Consider the following 24,208-nt stretch of genomic DNA (forward strand, 5'->3'; position numbering starts at 1 on the left):
TCAACGGACGAACGTGAACCCCGCCCGCCCCGACGTGATGCCGCCGGCCCACGGCCAGAGCGTCATGGTGCGCTTCGGGCTGGTCTGGAGGCTGACGCGCACGTAGTACTCCGCGTTGGGCTCGAGCACGGTGTCGATGCCGAGCGGCACACGATCGAACGTCGTCAGCCACGCCTTCAGCGCGGCCACGTCCTGCGTGCGATCGGACCACACCACGCGCCCATCCTCGTACTTCGACACGAAGTACACGCCGGTCAGGTTGTCGAACTTCACGGACGAGGCGACGACGACGCGGGCGATCGTGCGGTCGAACCAGACCGTCGACGGCCGCCGCAGCTCGACGTCGAAGGTGAAGGTCACGAGCAGGCCGCTGCGGATGACCTCCCGCACGTCCTCGTCGAACGCGGAGGGAACGCTGAAGGAAGCCGACACGCGGCCGTCGGCGACGACGGGCGTCACCTCGATCGGCTGGATGGCCGCCGCCAGGCCGCCGCTGCCGGCGAGCAGCGCCAGGACGGCCGCCATGCATCGACGTGCGGCGCTCATTCGCGCGTCCGGAGCAGCTCGTTGAGCTCGTGCTTGAACTCGTCCACGTCGCGGAAGTTCCGGTACACGGACGCGAACCGCACGAAGGCCACCTGATCGAGCTGCCGCAGCTCCTTCATCACGTACGCGCCGATCTCCTGCGCCGTGATCTCGCGTTCGGGCTTCTCCTGCAGCACGCCTTCGAGCCGGTCGGCGATCGCCTCGAGGGCGGCGACGCGGACAGGACGCTTCTCGCAGGCCTTGAGCAGCCCGCCGACGAGCTTCTGCCGATCGAACCGCTCGCGCCGGCCATCCTTCTTGACGACCATGTACGGGATCTCGTCGATCCGCTCGTAGCTCGTGAAGCGGCGACCGCAGCCGAGGCACTCGCGCCGGCGGCGAATGACCTCGCCCTCCTTGCTCTCGCGCGAGTCGACGACCTTGTCGCCCAGATGCGCGCAGTACGGGCACTTCACCGCGGGATCTCCGGCGTACCGGGCCCCTCGGCGCCGGTCTCCCGTTCGGCGACGGTCTTCATCTGCTTGAGTCCCCCGAACGTGAGGCCGTCCTGCCACATGTAGACGAGCCCGAGCAGCGTGACGGGAACGAACGACACGAGGTGCAGCACGATGGCAGCGGCGCCAGCGGCATCCGCGGGCGCGTGGAAGAACTGCGTGAGCGCCAGCAGGTACATGGCGTGAAAGCCTCCCGCGGCACCAGGCGTCGGCGCCGCGACCCCGACGGCCACGTACCCTACCACCAGGAACGAGCCCACGAAAGGCATCGACAAGCCGAACGCCCAGGTGACGCAGGCCATGCCCAGCGCGATCGAGAGCCAGAGCGGCAGGGACCACAGCAGCGCCAGCGTCAGATGCCCGGGACTGCGCATCACCTGCAGCCCTTCGGTGAAGGTCCGAACGATCGTAGCGATCACGTGGCCGGCGCGGCCAGGCAGCCACGCCGTGAGCCGGCCCGCCCAGCGGCCGAGCCGCTCCGGATGGCCCGCCAGCACCGACAGCACGCCGAGCCCGACCACCGAGACGACGGCGGCCACCAGCCCCGCCGCGCGCGTCTCCGGACCAATCTCCACGCCGGAGCTGACGATCGCCAGCCCGAACAGGAGCATGACGGTGGACAAATCGAGCAGGCGCTCGACGATAACGGTGGCAAAGGCGGCGGTCGGATCGAACCCTTCGCGCCGAGCCAAGAGATAGGGCCGCAGGACCTCGCCGACCCGGGCGGGCATGAGGAAGCTCGCGGCGAAGCCGACGACCGTCGCGCGAAACGCCTGGCGGAAGCTCGCGCGCCCGATGGGCTGGAGCAGCACCTGCCAACGCCAGGCGCGAAGGGCGTAGGTTTGAAACGTCACCACGACGCCGCCGGCGATCCAGCGAACGTCGCTGCCGAGCGTCGCGTGCCAGGCTTCCTTCAGGTTGATGCTGCGCAGGAACAGCGTGACGAGGCCGACGGTGAGCGCGGCGATGAGGACGGCGTGCCAGGGAAATCGGCGCGGAGCTGGGGAGGACGACATTAAACGACGCAGGACGTTCGTATTATAAGATTGCCGGCAAGTCCATGGGAAAACGCGAGTTAGTCCTCGTGTTGCTGTTCGTGGCGGCTGGCGTGGTCGCCTGGCGGTTCACCGCGCCGCCGGCGCCCTCGCGCGCGCCTCGGCTCTCCTGGACGGCGTTCCGTGATGCGTTGCGCCCTGGCGGTCCCCGGCCCGCGGGGTCGGCATCGGCGACCACTCGCGGCACCATCACCGTCGCGGCCGCGACCACCGAGGTACGGCTCTCGAACATCGCCCGTCTCCAGGCGACCGGCGAGGATCGGGACGACATCGCGTACGAGCTGACGGTGGACGCCCTCGCTGCGACGGACGAGGCGGCGCGCGACGCGGCGCGTTCCGCGACGCTCGTCGAGGACCGCGTCGGCGCGGTGCTGGCGCTGCGCCTCGATCGGCCGGCCGGTGCGCGCGCGACCGCCGGACTCATCGTGCGCCTGCCTTCGCGGCTCGCCCTCCGCACCGACGGCGGATCCGGAACGGGACGCGTCGAGATCTCCACGCTGGCGAGCGTGCGGCTCGAGTCGATCGTCGGCGACGTCCGGATCGCGGACATCGCCGGAGGCGTGAGCGGATCGCATCGCAACGGCGAGCTGTCGATTGCGGGCGCAGAGGCCGTGCACCTGTCGCTCGTGTCGTCGAACGCCGAGGTGCGCCGTATTCGCGACGGCGTGACGGCGACGGCTCGCAACGGCCGGCTGCTCTTGGCGGAGAGCGACGGGCCGATCGAGCTGGACGTCACGAACGAACACGCGACCATCGCGCAGGCGGCAGGCTCCATCCACGTCCTCGGCTCGGGCGGCACGCTGCGGATGGACTCGCCGGCGGCGCCCGTCACGGTCGACGTGCGCGGCATGGCGATCGATCTGCGGCTCGCGCGCGCGGTGCCGGTCGCGCTCCTGACGGCCGATGCACCGATCCACGTCGCGCTGATCGGGCCGCCGCCCGTCACGCTCGACGCGAGCGCGAGCGACGGCGGGCACGTTCGCGTCGCGTCGCTGCCCATCGCCGTGCAGACGACGGGCGCCGAGATGCGCGCCGCGCACACGTTCGGCCACGGCGCCGCGACCGTCGCGCTGCGCAACCGGCGCGCGGACATTGTGATCGACGAGATGAAGTGATAGGCTTCCGCTTCTTCGCGAAGCCCGCAGATGAGCGCCGTTCTCCTCGAAACGAACTGCCCTGACTTGACGCTCGCGCGCCGCGGTAAAGTGCGCGACGTGTACGATCTCGGCGAGCAGTTGCTGATCGTCGCCACGGATCGCATCTCGGCGTTCGACTACGTGCTCGGCTCCGGCATTCCCGACAAGGGCAAAGTGCTCACGCAGTTGTCGGCGTTCTGGTTCGATCAGCTCGGCGGGCGCGTGCCGCACCACTGCCTGTCGGTGGACGTGGACGCGTTTCCGGCCGCGACGCGGCCCTATCGCGACCAACTGCGCGGGCGTTCGATGCTGGTGCGCAAGACGGCGCCGCTGCCGATCGAGTGCGTCGCGCGCGGCTACCTCTCGGGCTCGGGGTGGAAGGACTACCAGCGCACGCAGGCGGTGTGCGGCCACGTGCTGCCGGCCGGCCTTCGCGAGTCGGATCGGCTGGCCCAGCCGATCTTCACGCCGGCGACGAAGGCCGAGAGCGGCCACGACGAGAACATCAGCGAGGCCCAGGCGGCCGCGATCGTCGGCGCGGCGCTCGCGACGCGGCTGCGCGACATCACGCTGGATCTCTATCGGCTGGGCGTCGAGTACGCGGACGAGCGCGGCATCATCATCGCCGACACGAAGTTCGAATTCGGAATGGCGGGCGACACGCTGCTCCTGATCGACGAGGTGCTGACGCCCGACTCGTCGCGGTTCTGGCCGAAGGACGCGTACGCGCCCGGCCAGGCGCAGCCGAGCTTCGACAAACAGTACGTGCGGGATCACCTCGAGGCCATCGGGTGGAACAAGCAGCCGCCGGTCCCCACGCTGCCCGACGACGTGATCGCGCGGACGCGAGAGAAGTACCTGGAGGCGTACCGGCGCCTCACCGGACGCGATCTCCGGGCCTGAGGCGGTCGGCCGATGCTGCGTGACGATCTCGCCGCGCTGATCCAGCAGATGCTGGATCGCGGGATTCTGTTCGACGACGCGCAGCGCGAGTTCGAGCGCGTGTTCATCGCGCGGGCCCTGGCCAAGACGAACTACAACGTCTGCAAGGCGGCGAAGATCACCGGGCTCCACCGCAACACCCTGAGCCGCAAGATCACGGCCTACAAGATCCGGAAATCGGCCTGAGCGCGCGCGCGGCCGGCCTTGACCGTCGCCGTTTCTTTCCTCTATATTTGGCAGTCGGACACCGTGAGTGCTAACAGTCCGTGGTACGGACTGCCAGGCGCCGCACACGCTTTCAGCCCCGCCGCCCAGCGCCTCGCGGGCGGCCGTCGGCCTGCGGAGAGAGGACCATCATGAAGGTGAGACCACTGCACGACAGAGTCATCGTCGAACGCATCGAGGAAACGGAACAGAAGATCGGCAGCATCATCATCCCGGACTCGGCCAAAGAGAAGCCCCAGCAGGGCAAGGTGATCGCCGTCGGCAAGGGCAAGGTCGAGAAGGACGGTCGCGTGACCCCGCTCGACGTGAAGCCGGGCGACATCATCCTGTTCGGCAAGTACTCCGGCCAGGAAGTGAAGATCGAAGGCGATGAGTTCCTGATGATGCGCGAGGAGGAGATCCTCGGCGTCATCGAGCAGTAGGTCGGCGGCCCGCGGGTCGCCCTTTCAGGAGTTCAGCAATGGCGAAACAGATTGTGTACGGAGAGGACTCGCGGCAGTCGATCCTCCGCGGCGTCAACGCCCTGGCCGACGCGGTCAAGGTGACGCTCGGACCGAAGGGCCGCAACGTCGTGATCGACAAGAAGTTCGGCTCGCCGACGATTACCAAGGACGGCGTCACGGTCGCCAAGGAAATCGATCTGAAGAACACGCTCGAGAACATGGGCGCGCAGATGGTCCGCGAGGTGGCGAGCAAGACGTCCGATACCGCCGGCGACGGCACCACCACCGCGACCGTCCTGGCGCAGGCGATCTACCGCGAGGGCCTGAAGATGGTCACCGCCGGCGCCAACCCGATGGAGCTCAAGCGCGGCATCGAGAAGGCCGTCGAGGCCGTCACGGCCGAGCTCAAGAAGCTCTCGAAGCCGGTGAGCGGAAACATGATCGCGCAGGTCGGCACCATCTCGGCGAACAGCGACGAGACGATCGGCAAGATCATCGCCGAGGCGATGGAGAAGGTCGGCAAGGACGGCGTCATCACGGTCGAGGAAGCCAAGACCATGGAGACCTCGCTCGACGTCGTGGAAGGGATGCAGTTCGACCGCGGCTACCTGTCGGCGTACTTCGTGACCGACCCTGACCGGATGGAGGTCGTCCTCGAGAACCCGGTGATCCTCATCCACGAGAAGAAGATCAGCTCGATGAAGGATCTGCTGCCGCTCCTCGAGCAGGTGGCGCGCGGCGGCCGTCCGCTCCTCATCATCGCGGAGGACGTCGACGGCGAGGCGCTGGCGACGCTCGTCGTCAACAAGCTGCGTGGCACGCTGCAGGTCGCGGCCGTGAAGGCGCCCGGCTTCGGCGATCGCCGCAAGGCCATGCTCGAGGACATCGCGATCCTCACGGGCGGCCGGGCCATCACGGAAGACCTCGGGATCAAGCTCGAGAACATCAAGCTCGAGGACCTCGGCAAGGCCAAGAAGGTGACGATCGACAAGGACAACACGACGATCGTCGAGGGCGTCGGCACGAAGGCGGCCATCGAGGGGCGCGTCAAGCAACTGCGCACGCAGATCGAGGAGACCACCTCGGACTACGACCGTGAGAAGCTGCAGGAGCGGCTCGCCAAGATCGTCGGCGGCGTCGCCGTCATCAAGGTCGGCGCGGCGACCGAGACCGAGATGAAGGAGAAGAAGGCGCGCGTCGAGGATGCGATGCACGCGACCAAGGCGGCCGTCGAGGAGGGCATCGTGCCCGGCGGCGGCGTGGCCCTACTCCGCTGTGCGAAGGTGCTCGACGGCGTGAAGCTCGATCACGATCAGAAGGTCGGCGCCGACATCGTGCGCCGGGCCGTCGAAGCCCCGCTCCGGTGGATCGCGACCAACGCGGGGGTCGAGGGGTCGATCGTCGTGCAGAAGGTCAAGGAAGCGAAGGAAGTGTCGTTCGGCTACAACGCCGCGACCGACACCTACGAGGACATGGTGAAGGCCGGCGTCATCGACCCGACCAAGGTCGTCCGCTCGGCGCTGCAGAACTCCTCGTCGATCGCGGCCCTGCTGCTCACGACCGAGGCCATGGTCTCGGAGATCCCCGAGGAGAAGAAGGAACCGGCCTCGCCGGCTGGCGGCCCGGGCGGAATGTACTGAGTCGCTCCGCCAGGATCCAGGAACACGACACGGCCCGGCCGATCGACCGATCGGCCGGGCCGTTGTTATTTCACCGTCCGTGCGCGCGCGCCGACAAGCGAGCGCAGCCCGGCTCGGTGCGCTCGCGCGGTTCCGTCGATGAAGCGATGGGGGCGGCTCGAGACGAGCGCTCGCGGCCTAGAAGATCCGGAACGACAGCTCGAGGTGGGCGCGGTACGGCACCGGCTGCCCCTGCTTGTCGATGGCGGGCTGGAAGAGCCACATGCGCGCGGCTTTCATCGCCTCCTGATCGAGCCCGGTCGAGGCATCGAGGGACTTGACGACGCGCACGTCGCCGACCGTGCCGTCTTTCAGGATGATGATCTCCAGCAGCACTTTGCCCTGGATCTTGGCGCGCATCGCCTCCGTCGTGTACTTCGGCTGGACTTCCTTCAGCGCGATCGGGCCCTTCACGCCGCTGCCCGGACCGTAGACGCCGTCGCCGAATCCGCCGCCGGTGCCAGGCCCAACGCCGCTGCCGCGGCCCGCGCCGAGCCCCTCACCGCGGCCGCCCCCGCCATAAGCCTGGAGCGAGATATTGGAGGCTCCGGTCGCCTGCATCACCTGCGCATTGGGGGTGACGATCGGCGCACTCAGCGTCGGCGGCGCTACCGCGGGCGGCGGCACCTCAATCGGAGGCGGCGTGAGAGGCGGAGGATCCGGCGCCTTGTGCTCGGCCACCTGCATCGGCTTGGGCGGCGCGGGTGCGGGGCTGCCGCCTCCTCCGCCGCCAGGACCAGGATCCGGCAGGAAGACGAACGTCAGGATCTCGTTGGGCGCCTGGAGCGGATTCGACGGCGAAATCGCGAAGGCCGCGATGATGATTGCGAGGAGAATCGCGTGCAGGACCATCGACGCGCCGAGGCCGGCGCCGAGCCGGCGCTCCGGCCTGGTTTCGAACGTCGAATTCGCGGCAAGCCACCCGCTCGACACCACGCCCGGCCCGGTCACGGTCGGCGTGTTCCCTTCTCCGGTCGTCGGCGCAGTCATTGTGATGTCGGGACCCGTCTCAAACAGTATACCCACCCCGCGAACGGTTCCCTCTCTATTGGACGCCTGACGCCGGTCGCGCGTGTTGTGCTTAGGACGCGGGACACGGGCCGCCGGCCGTGGAACGCTCGCGGGTGCTAGAATCACTGGGCCGGCGCGTCATGTCCGGCAGGAGTGCGTCATGCGCCTGGGCATCCCCGAGCTGCTCGTCATTCTCGCGATCATCGTGCTGATCTTCGGCGCGAGCCGCCTTCCCGAGCTGGGCAAGGGCATCGGCAAGGGCATCAAGAACTTCAAGGAAGCCACCCGCGAAGGCGGCGACAAGGACGCCTGACGCCCGCTAACGTCGGCGGCGTCCGCTGCCCGCCTTCTTGCGGGCCCGCTCGCGTCGCCCCGGCCGGCTCTTCCCGCTCCGTTTCGGCGTCTCGGTGGCCGCCGCCGGCCGCCTGGTCCGCTCACCGGTTCTGCCCCGCCGCACGCTCTCGAGGATCTCCGAAATCCCCAGATCGATCTGTCGCCGCTCGAGATCGACGCGGATGACCTGCACCGTCAGCCGATCGCCCAGCCGATAGACGCGACGCGTGTGCTCGCCGCGAAGAATGTGGGCCGCCTCCACGAACCGGTAGTAGTCGTCGGCCATCGTCGAGACGTGGACCATGCCTTCGACGAAGTGCTCCACGAGCTCGACGTAGAGGCCGAACGCGCTCACGCCGGTCACGTAGCCGTCGAACTCGTCGCCGACCTTGTCGGCCATGAACCGGACTTTCTTCCACTGGACCAGCTCGCGCTCGGCGTCGTTCGCGCGACGCTCGCGTTCCGAGGTGTGCCGCGCGACTTCGGGCAGGTCGTCGGACAGCTCGCTGCGGCGCTCGTCGGTCGGACCGCGGCGCGATTCGCGGAGCGCACGGTGCACGACGAGGTCGGGATAGCGGCGGATGGGCGACGTGAAATGCGTGTAGGAGGCGGCGGCCAGCCCGAAATGGCCGACGTTCGCCACGTCGTACCGCGCCTTCTGCATCGTCCGCAACAGCAGGAAGGCGATCGGCTTCTCCTCCGGCGTGCCTCGCAGCCGATCGATCAGCTTCTGGAAGTCCTTGGGCTCCGGGCGATCGGCGGTGCGCGAGAGCGAGTGGCCCAGCGTCGAGATGAACTCCTCGAACGTCTCGACCTTCGCCGGATCGGGATCCTCGTGGATGCGGTACAGCGCCGGCATCCGGGCCTTCTCGAGGTGCGACGCGACCGTCTCGTTGGCCAGCAGCATGAACTCTTCGATGATCCGGTGCGCGACGTTGCGTTCGGCCGCGACGATCGCCTCGACCTGGCCCTCGTCGTCGAGCACGAACTCCGACTCCTGGAGATCGAAGTCGATCGATCCGCGCCGGCGCCGCCGGCCGTGGAGGATCTCGAAGAGCTCGTGCATCCGCTCGAAGATGGGCACGAGCTCGTGGTACTGCAGCATCACGTCCGCGTCGCGCTCGGTCAGGATCGCGTTGACGGCCGTATAGGTCATGCGCGCGTCGCTGTGAATGACGCCGTCGTGGATCTCGTACCGCACGATGGCACCCGAGCGCCGCTCGATCTCCATGAGGCAGGACTGCACCAGCCGATCGACGTGCGGGTTCAGGCTGCAGAGCCCGGTCGCGAGCTCTGACGGGAACATGTGAACGGCACGATCCGGGAAGTACACCGACGTCCCGCGCTCGTAGGCTTCCGCGTCGAGCGCGCTGCCCTCGGCCACGTAATGCGCGACGTCCGCGATGTGCACGCCGAGCCAGAAGTTGCCGTTCGGCAGCCGGTCGATCGAGATCGCGTCGTCGAAGTCGCGCGCGTGCTCGCCGTCGATCGTCACGGTGGTCCACTGGCGGAAGTCCGTGCGTCCGGCGAGATCGCGCTCGCGGACCGCCTGCCCCAGCCGGCGCGCCTCGGCGATCGCCGGCTCGCCGTGCGTATCCGGCAGGTTGTACTTCCGGATGATGACGGCGGTGTCGACGCCGGGCGCGTCGAGCGAGCCGAGCACCTCGATGATCCGGCCCAGCGCCGGGCGCGTCGGCGTCGGCCACCGCGTGATCTGCGCGGTCACCATCTGGCCCGGCTCCGCCCCGTGCGTCTCGCCGTCCGGCACGAACATGTCGATCAGCAGCCGGCGATCGAATGGCACGACGAACCCGCGGCGCGCGTCGTCGATCTCGTAGCGCCCGACGATGCGCTCGGCGCCGCGCTCGAGAATGCGCAGGATGCGCCCTTCGGCACGATCACCGTCGCCGCCGTGCTCGATGCGCACGACGACGCGATCGCCGTGCATCGCCTGGTTGAGGTTGTTGCCGGCGACGTAGATGCTGGCCGGCGCGCCGTCGGCTTCGGGCTCCACGAACGCGAACCCTCGCGGGTTCGTGGAGACCCGCCCGACCACGAGGTTCATCCGGTCGGGCAAGCCGAACCGCTGCCCCCGGATTTCGATCAGCGAGCCGGCGTTGACGAGCGACCGCAGGTGCCGCCGGAATGTCGCGCGCTCCTCGCGCGGAATCCGCAGCAAACGCAGCAGCTCGCGGGCCGTGGCCGGATGATCGGCCCGATCACGAATCAGCCGGAGGACATCCTGTTCCGAGTGCACGCGAGCAGTCTAAGGCATCGGGACATCCGCCCGTCGGCTGCCGCTCGCTCCGATCGGCGGACCGGCTCAGAGCGGCGGCCGACGCGGCTGACCCGGTGCTATCCGCCGGCCTTCGTGAGCGCCTCGAAGGCCTGATCGGCGGCGAAGTGGGCTTTCGTTTGATCGAAGGCGGCTGACGCCTGTTGGGCATCGCTGAGATGCGTGATGGCGATTTCGAGCCGCCCCGCTTGATCGACCAGGCCCATCTGCCGGAGCTGGGCCTGGATCTGCCCGATCAGATCGCGCGAGCGCTGGAACCGCTCGACGGCGTTGCCGAAGTTGCTCTGGTAGAGGCTCACGCGGCCGTCGAGCACCTGGGCCCGCGCTTCCGCGAACTCGGCGCGCATCACCGTCCGCTGCTGCTCGAGCTCGAGCGCGGAGCGTCCCGACGCCCCTGCCATCCAACCCGCCCCGGCCGCGACGACGAGCGAGAGCAGCAGGATCCCGATGAGCTTCAAGGACATGGGCCAAATACTACGCGACTTCCGAACAGCCGGCGCCCGGAACCCTGGTCTCGCCGCTCAGCGTGCCTGCGGTAGCAGCACGACCTGGAGGTCGCCGACGTTCGTCCCCGTCGGTCCGGTGCGGATGAGGCATCCGAGGCGGTCGAGCAGCGGGTAGGCATCGTTGCGGTCGAGCGCATCGGCAATGGTGGCCGCCGCACCTGCGCCCAACTGCTGGACGGTGCCGGCGTCGACGAACGCGCCGGCCGCGTCGGTCGGGCCGTCGACGCCGTCGGTGCCGATGCTGGCGAGCGCGGCTGGCGCGAGCCCGGCGAGCAGTTCCATCGCCGCGATCGCGACTTCCTGGTTGCGTCCACCCCGGCCGTGGCCCTTCACCTTCACGGTGGTTTCGCCCGAAGTGATGAGACAGTGCGGACGCTCGAGCGTTCGCACGCGATCGACCAGATCGCGCCCCGCGTGACGCGCCTCGCCGATCGTCGGCGCCTTGACGAGCGTGACGTCGTATCCGAGGCGACGGGCTACCTCGGCAGCGGCGCGCATGGCGTCGTGACGCGAGCCAACGATCCAGTACGCCGCCTGCCGCAGCCTGGGATCGCCGGATGGCACCGGTCCTTCCACGCGGCCCGCCTGGCCGGCCTCGAGATGCCTCATCACGGCCGGAGGCAACTCGCCACGCAGGGCGTGTCGATCGATCACCCGGAGCGCGTCGGCGAACGTCGAGTCGTCGGCCGACGTGGGGCCCGACCCGATCACCCTGGGATCGTCTTCGACGGGTGTGCAGACGTCCGAGATGGCGAGCGTGATCGACCGTCCGGCGCGCGCCGCGAGCTGGCCCCCCTTCACCGCCGACAGATGGCGGCGGACGACGTTCAGCTCGGCGATGTCGAGGCCGGCGCGCAACAGCCGTCGCGTCGCCGCGAGCTTCTCGTCAATGGTCAGACCGGGTGCCGGCACGGCCAGCATCGCCGACGCGCCCCCGGAGAGACAGACGAGCAGCAGGCCGCCGGCGGCTCGCGTGTCGTCGGCGAGGGCCAGCGCCGCGCGGCCCGCAGCCTCGCTTCCGGCAGACGGCGTCGGATGGGTGCCGGCATACGCCTGCCAGCGCGCGGGCAACGGCGCGTCGGCAGCGGCGGTCATCACGCCTGCGGCCATGCGCCCGCCGATGGTTTGATCAACCGCCGTCGCCATCCCGACGGCCGCCTTGCCGGCGGCCACGACACGAACGGCGCGTTCGCGGCCGAGCGTCTCGTCGATGTCGACGAGGGCGCGCGCGGTCAGACGACGAGCGTCCACGGCTGAAACAGCCGCCGAGACGATAGCCGAGAGGTGCTGACGAAGGACGGTGCTAATGGAGGGTGTGCGGATCGGTCCAGGCGGACAGTTTCGTGACGGTGTCGATCTGCCGTAGCAGCTCGCCGATCTTCTGACAGGCGTCGTCTCGCTGGCAGAGCGAATCCAGATTGGCCATGACCCGGCTGATGGCGTCCTCCACCTGGGTGATCGCCGTATCCGAGAAGTACTCGCGCTGCTGCTCGAGGCAGCGATGGTGTTTGAGGAACTCTTCGCGGAAGAACTCGGCGAGACAGCTACAGGCGGATCTGCGACTCAAACCGTTCAGACCTGAAACGTCGACGGAAGTCGGACGACTCTTCAAGGCCATCAGCAGGAGCACTTCGAGTGTACTTGCCTGCCGTACCTGTGTCAATCGAGTATCGAATCAGGGTGCCTCATGCCGAGAGCCGCTGCTTCAGCAGATCGGTGACGACCTTGGGGTTCGCTTTCCCGCCGCTCGCCTTCATCACCTGGCCCACGAGGAACCCGAGCGTGTTGGTCCGGCCAGCGCGGTACTGCGCGACGGCATCGGGATGCCGGGCCAGCACATCGTCGGCCAGGGCAGCCAGTGCAGCGCTGTCGGCGATCTGCGCAAGCCCTTCGGCGTCGATGATCGCCTGGGCGCGCTGGCCGGTCGTCCACATCTTGTCGAACACGTCCTTCGCCACCGTGCTGCTGATGACCCCACGCTCGGCCGCGACGATGAGCTCGGCCAGCGCGTCGGCCGGGACCGGCACGCGGGCCATGTCGTCTTCGCCGAGGTCCTTCAGCCGGCGGCGTATTTCGCCCTGCATCCAGTTGCTGGCGGCCTTGGCGGGCGCACCCGCCCCGACGACGGCCTCGAAGTAGTCTGCCCCGCCGTCGAGGAGCCGTACGAGCAGGTCGGCGTCGTACTCGCCGAGCCCGTGCGCCGCGACCAGCCGCTCTTTGCGCGCTTCAGGAAGCTCGGGCAGGGCCGTGCGAATCTCGGCGATCCAGGCCTCGGGCACGTCGAGCGGCGGCAAATCGGGCTCCGGGAAATAGCGATAGTCGTGCGCTTCCTCCTTTCCGCGCATCGGCGTCGTCTCGCCGGTCTCGCTGTCGAAGAGCCGGGTCTCCTGGTGCACGTGCCCGCCGCGCGACAGGACGTCGATCTGGCGATCGATCTCGTACGCGATCGCTTTCTGGACGTAACGGAACGAGTTGACGTTCTTGATCTCGGTCTTCGTGCCGAGCGTGGCCGACCCCACGGGCCGCACGGAGACGTTCGCATCGCAGCGCAGGCTGCCTTCTTCCATGTTGCCGTCGTTGGCGCCCACGGCGACGAGAATCTCTCGCAGTCTCGAGAAGCACTCCGCGGCGTCCGCCGCCGAACGCAGCTCGGGCTCCGTCACGATCTCGATGAGCGGCACGCCGCTGCGATTGAAGTCGAGCGAGGTCGTGCGCGCCGAGTCCGGCAGCCCATGGTGGAGCGACTTGCCGGCATCCTCTTCCATGTGAATCCGCGTGAGGCGGATGGCCTCCTGCCCGGCCGGCATCGGAATGGCGCCGCCGCGGGCGAGCGGCAACTCGTACTGGGAGATCTGGTATCCCTTCGGCAGGTCGGGGTAGAAGTAGTTCTTGCGGGCGAACACCGACCGCGGCTGGATGGCGCTGCCGAGCGCGAGCGCGACGCGGACGGCCAGCTCGACGGCCCGGCGGTTCAAGACCGGCAACGCGCCGGGCAGCCCGAGGCACACCGGACAGACCTCGGTGTTCGGCGGCGCGCCGAAGGCCGTGGCACATCCGCAGAAGATCTTGGTTGCGGTCGAGAGTTGCGCGTGGACTTCCAGGCCGATGACGGGTTCGAACGCGGACATCGGCACATCTTATTCCCGGACCGCCGCGTGATCGTGCGCGTCGCCCCTGCGGTGTGTCGAGCCTGGCGTCACCGGCCGATAGGCGGATCAGTGCGTGCTCTCGCTCCATGCCGTCGCGTGCTCGTCGCCGTGCTCGCCGTGTCGACCGCCGCGTGCATCGGCCCTCGCACGCCCGCGCCGACTCGATCCGCGCCGACCATCCCGGAGACCGTCCGCGTCAAGACCGGCGGCCGTATCGTGACCGTCCCGTTCGAGAGCTACGTGCTCGGGTCCGCGCTCTCGGAGGTCTCTCCAGTCGGCGAGTCGCCCGACGCAGCGGCCCGCATCTTCGCCGTGCAGGCGATCGTTGCTCGCACGTATGCCCTGGCCCACCTGGGTCGCCATCGCGAAGAGGGCTTCGACCTCTGCGACACGACGCACTGCCAACTGTACGAACCGGCGCGGATCAGGACCTCGCGGTTCGCCGACCTCGCGCGGCGCGCCGTCGAGAGCACGCGACACACCATCCTTTTGTACGACGGGCGTCCTGCCGACGCCGTCTACCACGCGGACTGTGGCGGCCATACGGCGTCAGCCGATGCGGTCTGGGGCGGCCGGCCCGTCGCCTACCTCACCGGGGCCGATGACGACGTCCCCGCGGCGGCGCACCGGACGTGGGAGTACGCCGTGTCGGCCGCGCGGCTGCAGGCGGTGCTCGGCGACGACGCGCGGACGCGAACGGGGGGGCGGCTCCAACGCATCACGATCGCGACACGGGACGCCAGCGGGCGCGCCGACACGGTGGAGATTCGAGGGCAACGCGCCGCGACCGTGAGCGCGACGCTGTTTCGCGCCATTTTGGCCCGGGCCTTCGGCGAGCGGTCGATCATGAGCACGCGCTTCTCGCTCGCGCAACAGGGACCGGAGTACCGGTTCACCGGAACCGGCTTCGGTCACGGCGTCGGCCTGTGCCAGATCGGGGCCGCGGCACGTGCCCGCCGAGGAACGCCCGCCGAGATGATTTTTGCGGCATACTTTCCAGGAACCCGTCTCACGGCGATTGGCACGAGCGGCCGGGCCGCCACCGACGGGCCGCTGCCGTTTCCCGGCCTGGTGAGATCCCCGTAAACGCCCGCTGATTTGTGACGTAACTATGGCAGGAGACTCCATGAGCGGTCGGGAAGAAGACGCCCGGGTCGCCGTGGAGATCAAGGCGCTCCAGGCGGGCGGCCGCCTGGCGGAAGCGCGCGAGCGCTTTGCCGAGCTCATCGGCCGGCATCAGCGGCGCGCCGTCAGGATTGCGCTGCATTACTTGCGCAATGCCGCCGACGCCGACGAGGCCGTGCAGGACGCCTTCGTGAAGGCCTACATGCACTTCGGGACGTTTCGTGAAGACCTCCCCTTCGAGGTGTGGTTCACGCGCATCCTGATCAATGGGTGCCTGGATCGGCTGAAGGCGAGGCGGCGGAGGGAACGCTGGATCGCGCCGGCCTCGGTCGACGCGTTCGGGACCGAACGGGATCCGGCGGAGTACCTGCCGTCGCGCGGGCCGAGCCCCGAGGACCAGGTGCTCTCGTCCGAGCGGCGCCGCCAACTGCTCGGCGCGCTGTCCAAGCTTCCGGAACGGCAGCGGCTCGTCTTCACGCTGAGCCATCTCGAGGGGCGATCGTCGCGCGACGTGAGCGCGATGACCGGGCTGAACGAATCGACGGTGCGGGTGCATTTGTTTCGGGCGATCCGCCGGCTCCGGACGCTGTTGAACGTCCCGGCGCCGGCAACATCGTCCAGTGGGAGAAGTAGCCATGCGGCTCGTTGATGCCATCCTCCGCCAGGGTCACCTCTCCGAGGCGGCGCTCGTGGACGCGCTGATCACGGGTGAGCGCCCGGCGCATCTCGACCAGTGCGACATCTGCGGCGAGCGCGCGCTGGCGTTCGGCCGCGGCCTCGACGCCATTCGATTTGCCGCGACGACCGCGGCCGACGAGCTGTTCCCGCCCGACCGGCTCGCCGGGCAACAGGCCCAGATCCTGCGGCGGCTCGAGCAGCTCGACGAGCCCGCCAAGGTGATCGCGTTTCCGGCCGCCCCCGCGGCGATGCCCCGAGCCGCGTCGCGGTATCGGGTGGCCCCGGGCTGGCTTGGCGTGGCGGCCGCGGCCGGGCTCATCATCGGCGCCATCGGCGGACACGGTACGGCCAAGCTGTCGAGCCGGCCGTCGCCCCAGGCTCCCTCGAGCGTCGCCAGCGAACCGGCGACAGGTCAGCCCGCAGAGGCCGATCGCGGGAGCACGGCGAACGCCTCGGTGTTCGACATGGATCTGGAATCGTTCATCCCGGAGCCGCTCGGCGCGATCAACGAGCTGACGCCCCGCACGACCGTCGCGGTGAGGCTGAGCGCCTCGGCACGATGAGAACGCGGTAGAATGAGGGGATGCCCGACCGCGCGCAATGCCGTCCGTAATCTTCCGCAAAGGGCTGAATCTCAAGGACGAGGTCGCCGGCGACCTGGCTGCCGCCTATCACAGCCAGATCGTGGAAACCGTGCAGGCGAACGGCTTCCTGCACGAGCGTGGACGGCTGACGCTTCATCTCGCCCGCGAGTTCGGCTTCTGCTACGGCGTCGATCGCGCGGTGGATTACGCCTACCAGACCCGTCGCCGGTTCCCCGACCGGCAGGTCTACCTCACCGGCGAGATCATCCACAACCATCACGTCAACGATCGGCTGCGCGCGCAGGGGATCCGCTTCCTGAGCGATCCCGGCGAGCACTGGAGCCGCCTCGGTCCGGAGGACGTCGTCATCCTGCCGGCCTTCGGCGTCGCGGTCTCCGACCTCGTCGCGCTCGAACGGCAGGGCTGCACGCTCGTCGACACGACGTGCGGCTCCGTGTTGAACGTGTGGAAGAACGTCCGCCGCTATGCGGAGGACGGCTTCACGTCGGTCATCCACGGCAAGGTGCACCACGAGGAAACGCGCGCGACGGCATCGCAGGCCACGCGGACGCCGGGCGCCCACTACCTCGTCGTGCGCGACGAAGCCGAGGCGGCCACCGTGTGCGACTTCATCCGTCGCGGCGGCGACGGTCCGGCGTTCGTGGCGGCATTCGGCGACGCCGCGTCGCCCGGCTTCGACCCGCGTCGCGATCTCGTCCGCGTCGGGTGCGCCAATCAGACCACGATGCTGATGAGCGAATCGCTCGCGATCGGCGAGATGTTGCGCAGGGCGATGGCCGATCGGTACGGCGCGGCGGCGCTGCCGGATCACTTCCGGGCCTTTGATACCATCTGCAGCGCCACCCAGGAGCGCCAGGACGCGGTCATGGCGCTGCTCGACGAGCACCAGATCGACCTGGCGGTCGTGGTCGGCGGCTACAACAGCAGCAACACTTGCAACCTCGCTCGCATCTGCGCCGAGCGTGTCCCGACGTTCCACATCGCCGATCCGGGGTGTCTGCTGTCGGCCCGCGAGATTCGGCATCGGCCCATCGGCCTGCCCTCGACGGCACAGGTCGGCGAGATGGTGACGGCGGGGTGGCTGCCGCCCGGTGCGGTCTCCATCGGCTTGACGGCTGGGGCCTCGACGCCCAACAGCGTGGTCGGCGAAATCATCGAACGGCTCGAATCGCTGACCATTTGGTAAACACTCGCGGCATTGGGAGCGTATTTTCGGGCGTGATTGGCCGTCAGTTGCTCTTCACAGAATTGTCACGAATCGCGGGCGCCGTGCTGTCCGTCTCATTGATCATCGGCGGGTCGCCGCTGGCGGTGGCGGCGGCCCTTGCCGCACGTCCTCATCAGGGACAGGCGCCGCCCGATCGGTCTCGGGACCTCGGCCAGGCGCCGTTCGGCTGGCAGTGGTGGAACGACCCCAACGTCAAGTCGGATCTCAAGCTCAGCGACGAGAAGGCCAGGGTCATCGAGGGGATTTTCCAGAAGCGTCAGGCCGAGGCCAAAGCGTGGTGGGAGCAGCTCCAGAGGGAGCAGGATCGGCTGACGCGGATGACGCGCGAACGGGTGGCCGACGAAGCGACGTACGCGCTTCAGGTCTCCAAGGTGGAGACGCTGGCCGCGCGGCTGCGCGAGGGCCGCACCCTGATGCTCTATCGCATCTACCTCGAGTTGCAGCCGGAGCAATTCAAGAAGCTGCAGGACTTGATGGACCGCCGCCGAGACGGCGGCCGCGGGCGAGGCGCCGACCCGGGGCGTTGACGATGCGGCTGGCCGGCGGTCGCCGGCACACCGTGGTTTCAGTTCTTTCAGGAGTGAGAACGGCATGATGAACGTGCTTCGGAAGGCGAAGGTCTGGACGCTCATGGGAGCGCTGTCCGTGGGTGCGCCGGCAGCCGCCCAACCACAGCAGACACCCGCCCCGCCGCCCGATCGCTATGTCGTCGGCCAGGCCAGGCCGACCGTCGATCCCGGAGGCCGGCTGCTCGACATGACGCTCGAGGAGGCCATCCAGATCGCGCTCGAGAAGAACCTGGATCTCAAGGCGGCGCGCCTCACGCCGCAGGCCGTGGACTATCAGTTGCAGGCCGCGCGCGCGGCCTTCAACCCGCGGCTGACGAGCAACTACCAGTACAACAACCAGAAGGCGCCGAACAACAGCACGCTCGAGCCCGGCCTCACGACGCTCACCACGCTGCGGCAGAACTTCAACGGGGCGATGACCCAGTCGCTGCCGTGGTATGGCGCCACGGCGGGCCTCACGTTCAACAACAACCGCACCGCGACCAACTCCAGGACGACGGTGTTGAACCCGAGCTACGGTTCGAACCTGCAGGCGAACTTCTCGATGCCGCTGCTCGCCGGGTTCCTCACCGACCAGACGCGCAACACGATCAAGACAACGACCATCCAGCGGCAGATCGAGGACGTGCGGCTCGTGGCGACCATCGAGAACACCAAGGCCAGCGTGCGCACCGCGTACTGGAACCTGCGGCAGGCGATCGAGCAGATCGAGATTCAGCGGCGCGCGCTCGACCTGGCCAACCGGCTGTATCAGGACAACCGGATCAAGGTCGAGATCGGCACGCTCGCGCCGATCGACACCGTCCAGTCCGAGGCGCAGGTGGCTGCCGCCGAGCAGCAGTTGCTCAACGCCGAGATCGCCTGGCGGACGGCCGAGCTGAACTTCAAGCGCCTGCTCGTCAGCGGTCCGGAGGACGAGCTCTACAGCGCGACGATCAACCCCACCGAGCAGGCGGCCGTGGCGCCGCGGACGGTGGACATCCCGAACGCCGTGCGCACGGCCATCGCCGAGCGGACCGACCTCGTGCAGTCGCGCAAGAACATCGAGATCTCCGAGCTGGGGCTCACGCTGAGCAAGAACCTGACGAAGCCGCAGCTCGACTTCTCGTCCTTCTACACGCTGGCCGGCCAGGGCGGACAGCGGCTCGTGCAGGGATCGAACGATCGGCTGCCTGGCGGGTACAAGGACGCGCTCTCGCAGATCGGCAACATCACGAATCCGACCTGGAACATGAACTTCACCTTCACCTACCCGCTGGGCATGGCGGCAGCGAAGGCCAACTACGCGCGGGCGCAACTGCAGTTCGATCAGTCGCAAGCGCAGCTCAAGGCCCAGGAGCTGACCGTGTCGGCCGACGTGACGAACGCGGGGCTCGCCGTCGACAACACGTACAAGCAGTACCTGGCGGCGCAGAAGTCGCGCGAAGCGTCGGAGCGCAACGCGGAAGCCGAGCAGACGCGCTTCGACGTCGGCATGTCGACCAACTACAACGTGGTGCAGGCGCAGAACACCCTGACGCAGGCGCGCCTGAGCGAGCTGCGGGCCATCATCAGTTACCTGAACGCGATCGCCGAGTTCGAGCGGGTTCAGCGCGTGGGCCGCTAGTCGGTCTCCGGTCGGAGTCGCATGCGTAAAGCTCTCGTTGGTCTCATCGTCGTTGCGGCGCTCGGTGGCGGCGCCTGGTGGTATCTCAGCCGCGGCACGGAAGCCGGCGCCACGGCGCCGGCGAGCGGCGGTGCGGCGGCCGGCGGCCGCGGGGGCGCCGCGGGAGGGCGCGGCCGCGGCGCGTCCATTGCCGTCGAGACGGCGGTCGCCAGCCGCCACGCCATCACCGACTACATCACCGTCGTCGGCAACCTGATCGGCGAGACGACGGTCGACGTCGTCCCGCGCGTCGCCGGCCGCCTCGAATCGGTCCCCGTGAAGCTGGGCGATCGCGTCACCAAGGGGCAGCTCATCGCGAAGGTCGAGGACCGGGAGCTGCGCGAGCAGGTCAATCAGTCGGAAGCGAACATCGAGGTCAACAAGGCGACCGTCACGGCGCGCGAGAACGATCTCAAGGTCGCGCAGAACGTGCTCGACCGCGCGGTCACGAGCTACGAGCGCGGCCTCGTCTCGAAGCAGCAGCTCGAGGACGCCGAAGCGCGGTACAACTCGGCGGCCTCCCAGGTGACCGTCGCGAAGGCGCAGCTCTCGTCCACCCAGGCGCGGCTCGACGAGCTGAAGATCAATCTCGCGAACACGAACCTGCTGTCGCCGATGGACGGCGCCATCAGCCGCCGCAATCTCGATCCCGGCGCCTTCGCCGGCATCAACACGGTCGTCGTCTCGCTCGTGGACATCGGCACCGTGCGGCTGATCGCGAATCTCGTGGAGAAGGATTTCAAGCGCGTGCTGCAGGGCGCGCAGGCCGTCGTCGAAGTGGACGCCTTCCCCGGCGAGCAGTTCACGGGACGCGTGTCCCGGGTGGCGCCGGTGTTCGACCCCGCCACGCGCACGGCCACGATGGAGATCGAGATTCCCAACCCGGGCTTCCGGCTCCGGCCGGGCATGTACGCGCGGGTGCGGCTCGTCGCCGACCACAAGCAGGATGCGCTGACCGTGCCGCGCAACGCGGTCGTCGACATCGACGGCCGGCGCGGCGTGTTCCTGATCGGCGAGGGCAACGTCGCCAAGTTCCAGCCGGTCACGTCCGGCCTGTCGGACGGCGAGCGGGTGGAGATCCTCGAAGGGTTGGGCGACGGCACGCGGATCATCACCGCGGGGGCGCTCGCATTGCGCAACGGCGATCGAATCACCCTGATCGGCAACGAGGGTCGGGGCCGCGGGGGCCGGAACGGCCGCGCGGGCGGCGCCGAGAACGGCGCGGCGGCCGCGCCGCCTGCGGCCACGGCCGGCGACGTTCAGCCCACCGGCACGTCGGGCGCCGACGGCAGCCGCCGCGGCGGTCGCGGCAGCGGCCGCCGCGGCGACGCCGGCGCGAACGCACAGTAGAGTGGCGGCGCGGCGCCTGCCCGCCGCGCGGAGCGTGAGTCCAAGGAGTTCACCGGTATGAGCATTCCTCGAGTCGCCATCGAACGTCCCGTCACGATGTTCATGATCTCGGCGGTCATCGTGCTGCTGGGCCTGCTCTCCCTCTGGCGTCTGCCAGTGGACCTCATGCCCGACGTGAGCTACCCGAGCGTCACGGTCCGCGTGCAGTACTCCGGCGTCGGCCCGGCCGAGATCGAAGAGCTGATCGTCCGGCCGCTCGAGCAGAGCCTCGCGGCGGTGCCGGGCCTCGAGCAGATCAACTCGAGCGCCAACGAGGGCAGCGCCAACGTGCAGTTGAACTTCGCCTGGGGGACGAACCTCAGCGAGGCGGCCGACGAGGTGCGCACCCGCATCGACCGCGTGCGCGGCCGGCTGCCCGAGGATGCCGATCCGCCGTCGATCTTCAAGTTCGACTCCTCGTCGCAGCCGATCATCAGCCTTGGCGTCGAGGGCGACTTCGATCGCGTCACCCTGCGTGAGATCGCCGAGTACGAGCTCGTGCCCCGGTTCGAGCGCGTCGAGGGCGTGGCGGCCGTCACCGTCATGGGCGGGCTCCGCCGGCAGATTCACGTCGAGCTGTCGAAGGAGAAGATCACGGCGCTCGATCTGTCGGTCGACCGCGTCGTGCAGGCCATCCGGACCGAGAACCAGAACATCCCGCTCGGCGAGGTCGACGAAGGCGACACGACCTACCTGCTGCGCAGCCAGGGGCAGTTCCAGAACCTCGACCAGATTCGCGACCTCGTCGTGCTGACCAAGAACAGCGTGCCGGTCTACCTGCGCGACATCGCCGACGTGCGCGACACGACGGAGGACGTCCGGTCGTTCCAGCGCATCAACGGCAAGCCGGGCGTCCGCATGCAGATCACGAAGCAGTCGGGCAAGAACACGGTCGCGATCGCCGCCGCCGTCCGCAACGAGATCGAGCGCACGAACCGCGAGGTGCCGAAGGTGCGCCTGTCGGTCATCAACGACCAGTCGAAGTTCATCGAGCGGTCGATCGCCTCGGTGCGCGAGCACGTGTACATCGGCTCGTTCCTCGTCGTCGGCATCATCTTCCTGTTCCTGCGGAACCTGCGGGCGACGTTCATCGTCTGCCTCTCGATTCCGATTTCCGTCATCGGGACGTTCGCGCTGCTCTACTTCGCGGGCTTCACGCTGAACACGATGACGTTCGGCGGCCTGGCGCTCGGCGTCGGCATGATCGTCGACGCCTCCATCGTCGTGCTGGAGAACACGTTCCGCCACATGGAGAAGGGCAAGTCCCGGATGCAGGCGTCGATCGACGGCAGCGAGGAGGTCTGGTCCGCGATCCTCGCGTCGATCCTCACGCACATCGCGGTGTTCGTGCCGCTGCTCTTCCTGACCGGCGTCTCGAGCGTGCTGTTCGTGCAGTTGTCGGTCGTGGTCATGTTCTCGCTCGCGATGTCGCTGTTCGTCGCGGTGACGATCGTGCCGGTGCTCTGCTCACGGCTGCTGTCGCTGCCCGTCGAAGCGCACGAGCGCCGGGGGATGACCGGCAAGCTCTTCACCGCCACCGAGCGGCTGCTCGAGCGGATGGACGACAAGTACCGCGCGATCATCCACACCGCGCTGCAGCACCGGCCCACGGTCATCGGCGCGTCGGCCGGCCTGACGCTGCTGGCCTTCCTGATCCTGCCGACGATTCCGAGCGAGATGCTCCCGCAGACCGACGAGGGCGAGGTGCAGGTCACGGCCCGCCTGCCGCCCGGCACGCGCATCGAGCGCAGCGAGGCCATCGCGCTGCAGATGGAGGAGATCGTCCGCGCGAACGTGTCGGAAGCCACGACGATCATGAGCAACGCGGGCGGCGGCGGCTTCGGCCCCGGCGGCGGCGGCAACTCCACGGCCAGCGTCACGATTCAGCTCACGCCGCGCACCGATCGGCAGCGCACGAGCGACCAGATCGCCACCGACCTGCGGCGCGTGCTCACCGGCCTGCCGGGCGTGCAGATTTCGACGCGCGCCTCGGGCGGCAACCAGCAGCTCACGCGGCTGCTGAGCGGCGGCGGGGGCGACAGCCGCCTGGCCGTCGAGATCCGCGGCAACGACCTCGATCAGGCCAAGCGGATCGCCGACGACGTGCTCGCGGTGGTGCGGGAGGTGCCGGGCATCGCGAACCCGCAGCTCGGCCGCGAAGAGGGCCGGCCGGAGCTGGCCATCCGCGTCGATCGGCCGAAAGCCGCGCTGCTCGGCCTCTCGGTCTCGGGCGTGGCCAACACGATCCGCACGAACATCAGCGGCACGCAGGCAGCCCTGTTCCGCGAGCGCGGCCAGGAGTACCCGATCATCGTCCGGCTGCGCGAAGAGGATCGCGAGCGCTCCGAGTCGGTCAACGGCGTGCTGATCAGCACGCCGCAGGGCCAGGTGCTCCCGGCGCGCACGGTGCTCGATCTCAACCCGCAGTCGGGCCCGACGCAGATTCAGCGGAAGAACCAGCAGCGCATCACGCGCGTGAACGCGGAGCTCGACGCCGACGCGACGCTCGGCGACGTGGTTCGCGACGTCCAGTCGCGCCTGCCGCAGCTCGACGTGCCGCAGGGCTTCACGGTCGGCTTCGGCGCCGAAGTCGAGCAGCAGGCGCAGGCGTTCCAGCAGTTGCAGGTGCTGCTGATCCTCGGCGTGCTGCTGGTCTACGCCGTCATGGCGTCGCAGTACGAGTCGCTGCGCGATCCGTTCATCGTCATGTTCTCGGTGCCGGTCGCGGCGATCGGCGTCGTGCTCGCGTTGAAGCTGACGTCAACGGCGTTCAGCCTGCAGGCGTATATCGGAGTGATCATGCTGGCCGGTATCGTCGTGAGCAACGCGATCCTGCTCGTGGACTACACGAACGTGCTGCGCCGGCGTGACAAGCTGCCGCTGCGGGAAGCGGTCGAGCTGTCGGGCCGCACGCGGCTGCGGCCGATTCTGATGACGTCGATCGCCACCATGCTCGGGCTCGTGCCCATGGCGCTCGGCATCGGCGAGGGCGCCGAGCTGCAGGTGCCGCTCGCGCGCGTCGTCATCGGCGGCCTCCTGGCGTCCACGCTCGTGACGCTGGTGCTCGTGCCGGCGGTCTACACGTTGTTCGAGGAAGGGTTCCGGGGCGGGCGTCACGAGGCGCACTCGACTCCCGAGCAGGCCTAGTCACCTA

The 24,208-nt window shown here is 68.8% G+C and carries 23 protein-coding genes; 14 read left to right on the top strand and 9 right to left on the bottom strand.

Annotated elements, in window-relative coordinates:
• The 3 genes from IT184_02240 to IT184_02250 are packed head-to-tail and all read right to left on the bottom strand — an operon-like array spanning position 1 to position 2,056.
• Positions 1 to 546, bottom strand: a complete 546-nt coding sequence (locus IT184_02240; GenBank protein MCC7007612.1) for a DUF4390 domain-containing protein — start codon at positions 544 to 546, stop codon at positions 1 to 3.
• Positions 543 to 1,001, bottom strand: a complete 459-nt coding sequence (gene nrdR / locus IT184_02245) for a transcriptional repressor NrdR (GenBank protein ID MCC7007613.1) — start codon at positions 999 to 1,001, stop codon at positions 543 to 545. The genes IT184_02240 and nrdR overlap by 4 nt, the downstream gene beginning before the upstream one ends.
• Positions 998 to 2,056, bottom strand: a complete 1,059-nt coding sequence (locus tag IT184_02250) for a flippase-like domain-containing protein (protein MCC7007614.1) — start codon at positions 2,054 to 2,056, stop codon at positions 998 to 1,000. Before IT184_02250 ends, nrdR begins: the two co-directional genes overlap by 4 nt.
• Positions 2,057 to 2,124: 68 nt before the next feature.
• On the opposite strand from IT184_02250, the gene IT184_02255 reads away from it, so the two are divergent.
• The 5 genes from IT184_02255 (at position 2,125) to groL (ending at position 6,481) form a co-directional block, all read left to right on the top strand.
• Positions 2,125 to 3,210 (top strand): hypothetical protein, encoded by a 1,086-nt coding sequence (locus IT184_02255; GenBank protein MCC7007615.1) that lies wholly within the window; start codon positions 2,125 to 2,127, stop codon positions 3,208 to 3,210.
• Between the two features lie 30 nt (positions 3,211 to 3,240).
• Positions 3,241 to 4,134: a phosphoribosylaminoimidazolesuccinocarboxamide synthase gene (locus IT184_02260; protein ID MCC7007616.1), complete on the top strand. Its 894-nt coding sequence runs from the start codon at positions 3,241 to 3,243 to the stop codon at positions 4,132 to 4,134.
• Positions 4,135 to 4,146: 12 nt separating this feature from the next.
• Positions 4,147 to 4,359, top strand: a complete 213-nt coding sequence (locus IT184_02265; protein ID MCC7007617.1) for a histidine kinase — start codon at positions 4,147 to 4,149, stop codon at positions 4,357 to 4,359.
• A gap of 170 nt (positions 4,360 to 4,529) precedes the next feature.
• On the top strand, positions 4,530 to 4,820 hold the full coding sequence (gene groES, locus IT184_02270) for a co-chaperone GroES (protein MCC7007618.1): 291 nt from the start codon (positions 4,530 to 4,532) through the stop codon (positions 4,818 to 4,820).
• A 38-nt stretch (positions 4,821 to 4,858) separates the two neighbouring features.
• On the top strand, positions 4,859 to 6,481 hold the full coding sequence (gene groL, locus IT184_02275) for a chaperonin GroEL (protein MCC7007619.1): 1,623 nt from the start codon (positions 4,859 to 4,861) through the stop codon (positions 6,479 to 6,481).
• A 177-nt stretch (positions 6,482 to 6,658) separates the two neighbouring features.
• Here groL and IT184_02280 read toward each other — a convergent pair whose 3' ends face one another.
• Positions 6,659 to 7,510 carry an energy transducer TonB gene (locus IT184_02280; protein MCC7007620.1) on the bottom strand — a complete coding sequence of 284 codons (852 nt, stop codon included), beginning with the start codon at positions 7,508 to 7,510 and terminating at the stop codon, positions 6,659 to 6,661.
• Positions 7,511 to 7,691: 181 nt separating this feature from the next.
• Between IT184_02280 and IT184_02285 the strand changes: the two genes are divergently transcribed.
• Positions 7,692 to 7,844 carry a twin-arginine translocase TatA/TatE family subunit gene (locus tag IT184_02285; GenBank protein MCC7007621.1) on the top strand — a complete coding sequence of 51 codons (153 nt, stop codon included), beginning with the start codon at positions 7,692 to 7,694 and terminating at the stop codon, positions 7,842 to 7,844.
• 6 nt (positions 7,845 to 7,850) lie between these two features.
• Here the strand turns inward: IT184_02285 and rnr are convergent, their stop codons facing one another.
• The 5 genes from rnr to gatB all read right to left on the bottom strand — a co-directional run bounded on the left by rnr (position 7,851) and on the right by gatB (position 13,794).
• Positions 7,851 to 10,121: a ribonuclease R gene (gene rnr, locus IT184_02290; GenBank protein MCC7007622.1), complete on the bottom strand. Its 2,271-nt coding sequence runs from the start codon at positions 10,119 to 10,121 to the stop codon at positions 7,851 to 7,853.
• Positions 10,122 to 10,219: 98 nt separating this feature from the next.
• Complete coding sequence (locus IT184_02295) at positions 10,220 to 10,624, bottom strand: hypothetical protein (protein ID MCC7007623.1); 405 nt, start codon at positions 10,622 to 10,624, stop codon at positions 10,220 to 10,222.
• A 57-nt stretch (positions 10,625 to 10,681) separates the two neighbouring features.
• Positions 10,682 to 11,917 (bottom strand): DUF4147 domain-containing protein, encoded by a 1,236-nt coding sequence (locus IT184_02300; GenBank protein MCC7007624.1) that lies wholly within the window; start codon positions 11,915 to 11,917, stop codon positions 10,682 to 10,684.
• 52 nt (positions 11,918 to 11,969) lie between these two features.
• Entirely contained in the window at positions 11,970 to 12,296 is a 327-nt protein-coding gene (locus IT184_02305; GenBank protein MCC7007625.1) for a hypothetical protein, read from the bottom strand.
• A 55-nt stretch (positions 12,297 to 12,351) separates the two neighbouring features.
• Complete coding sequence (gatB, locus tag IT184_02310) at positions 12,352 to 13,794, bottom strand: Asp-tRNA(Asn)/Glu-tRNA(Gln) amidotransferase subunit GatB (GenBank protein ID MCC7007626.1); 1,443 nt, start codon at positions 13,792 to 13,794, stop codon at positions 12,352 to 12,354.
• Positions 13,795 to 13,884: 90 nt separating this feature from the next.
• Here gatB and IT184_02315 point away from each other — a divergent pair, with 90 nt between their 5' ends.
• The 8 genes from IT184_02315 to IT184_02350 all read left to right on the top strand — a co-directional run bounded on the left by IT184_02315 (position 13,885) and on the right by IT184_02350 (position 24,201).
• Entirely contained in the window at positions 13,885 to 14,901 is a 1,017-nt protein-coding gene (locus IT184_02315; GenBank protein ID MCC7007627.1) for a SpoIID/LytB domain-containing protein, read from the top strand.
• Between the two features lie 40 nt (positions 14,902 to 14,941).
• Positions 14,942 to 15,589 carry a sigma-70 family RNA polymerase sigma factor gene (locus IT184_02320; GenBank protein MCC7007628.1) on the top strand — a complete coding sequence of 216 codons (648 nt, stop codon included), beginning with the start codon at positions 14,942 to 14,944 and terminating at the stop codon, positions 15,587 to 15,589.
• Positions 15,576 to 16,181: a hypothetical protein gene (locus tag IT184_02325; protein MCC7007629.1), complete on the top strand. Its 606-nt coding sequence runs from the start codon at positions 15,576 to 15,578 to the stop codon at positions 16,179 to 16,181. Before IT184_02320 ends, IT184_02325 begins: the two co-directional genes overlap by 14 nt.
• 37 nt (positions 16,182 to 16,218) lie before the next feature.
• Positions 16,219 to 17,409, top strand: a complete 1,191-nt coding sequence (locus tag IT184_02330; GenBank protein ID MCC7007630.1) for a 4-hydroxy-3-methylbut-2-enyl diphosphate reductase — start codon at positions 16,219 to 16,221, stop codon at positions 17,407 to 17,409.
• 83 nt (positions 17,410 to 17,492) lie between these two features.
• Positions 17,493 to 17,978 carry a hypothetical protein gene (locus IT184_02335; GenBank protein ID MCC7007631.1) on the top strand — a complete coding sequence of 162 codons (486 nt, stop codon included), beginning with the start codon at positions 17,493 to 17,495 and terminating at the stop codon, positions 17,976 to 17,978.
• Between the two features lie 64 nt (positions 17,979 to 18,042).
• Entirely contained in the window at positions 18,043 to 19,626 is a 1,584-nt protein-coding gene (locus tag IT184_02340; protein ID MCC7007632.1) for a TolC family protein, read from the top strand.
• Between the two features lie 21 nt (positions 19,627 to 19,647).
• Positions 19,648 to 21,015, top strand: a complete 1,368-nt coding sequence (locus IT184_02345) for an efflux RND transporter periplasmic adaptor subunit (GenBank protein MCC7007633.1) — start codon at positions 19,648 to 19,650, stop codon at positions 21,013 to 21,015.
• 57 nt (positions 21,016 to 21,072) lie between these two features.
• The gene (locus tag IT184_02350) at positions 21,073 to 24,201 is read left to right on the top strand and encodes an efflux RND transporter permease subunit (protein ID MCC7007634.1); all 3,129 of its coding nucleotides are present in this window, start codon (positions 21,073 to 21,075) and stop codon (positions 24,199 to 24,201) included.
• Positions 24,202 to 24,208 lie beyond the last annotated feature (7 nt).

It is taken from the genome of Acidobacteriota bacterium, assembly GCA_020853395.1.
Taxonomy (GTDB): Bacteria; Acidobacteriota; Vicinamibacteria; order Vicinamibacterales; family SCN-69-37; genus JADYYY01.

Bases quoted from the DNA above. Each gene is read 5' to 3' on its own strand.
- IT184_02260 (MCC7007616.1), top strand. From the start codon at position 3,241: ATGAGCGCCGTTCTCCTCGAAACGAACTGCCCTGACTTGACGCTCGCG.
- IT184_02295 (MCC7007623.1), bottom strand. From the start codon at position 10,624: ATGTCCTTGAAGCTCATCGGGATCCTGCTGCTCTCGCTCGTCGTCGCG.
- IT184_02325 (MCC7007629.1), top strand. From the start codon at position 15,576: ATGCGGCTCGTTGATGCCATCCTCCGCCAGGGTCACCTCTCCGAGGCG.
- IT184_02350 (MCC7007634.1), top strand. From the start codon at position 21,073: ATGAGCATTCCTCGAGTCGCCATCGAACGTCCCGTCACGATGTTCATG.
- IT184_02240 (MCC7007612.1), bottom strand. From the start codon at position 546: ATGAGCGCCGCACGTCGATGCATGGCGGCCGTCCTGGCGCTGCTCGCC.
- IT184_02265 (MCC7007617.1), top strand. From the start codon at position 4,147: ATGCTGCGTGACGATCTCGCCGCGCTGATCCAGCAGATGCTGGATCGC.
- IT184_02280 (MCC7007620.1), bottom strand. From the start codon at position 7,510: ATGACTGCGCCGACGACCGGAGAAGGGAACACGCCGACCGTGACCGGG.
- gatB (MCC7007626.1), bottom strand. From the start codon at position 13,794: ATGTCCGCGTTCGAACCCGTCATCGGCCTGGAAGTCCACGCGCAACTC.
- IT184_02345 (MCC7007633.1), top strand. From the start codon at position 19,648: ATGCGTAAAGCTCTCGTTGGTCTCATCGTCGTTGCGGCGCTCGGTGGC.
- IT184_02320 (MCC7007628.1), top strand. From the start codon at position 14,942: ATGAGCGGTCGGGAAGAAGACGCCCGGGTCGCCGTGGAGATCAAGGCG.
- IT184_02285 (MCC7007621.1), top strand. From the start codon at position 7,692: ATGCGCCTGGGCATCCCCGAGCTGCTCGTCATTCTCGCGATCATCGTG.
- groES (MCC7007618.1), top strand. From the start codon at position 4,530: ATGAAGGTGAGACCACTGCACGACAGAGTCATCGTCGAACGCATCGAG.
- IT184_02250 (MCC7007614.1), bottom strand. From the start codon at position 2,056: ATGTCGTCCTCCCCAGCTCCGCGCCGATTTCCCTGGCACGCCGTCCTC.
- groL (MCC7007619.1), top strand. From the start codon at position 4,859: ATGGCGAAACAGATTGTGTACGGAGAGGACTCGCGGCAGTCGATCCTC.
- IT184_02330 (MCC7007630.1), top strand. From the start codon at position 16,219: ATGCCGTCCGTAATCTTCCGCAAAGGGCTGAATCTCAAGGACGAGGTC.
- IT184_02340 (MCC7007632.1), top strand. From the start codon at position 18,043: ATGATGAACGTGCTTCGGAAGGCGAAGGTCTGGACGCTCATGGGAGCG.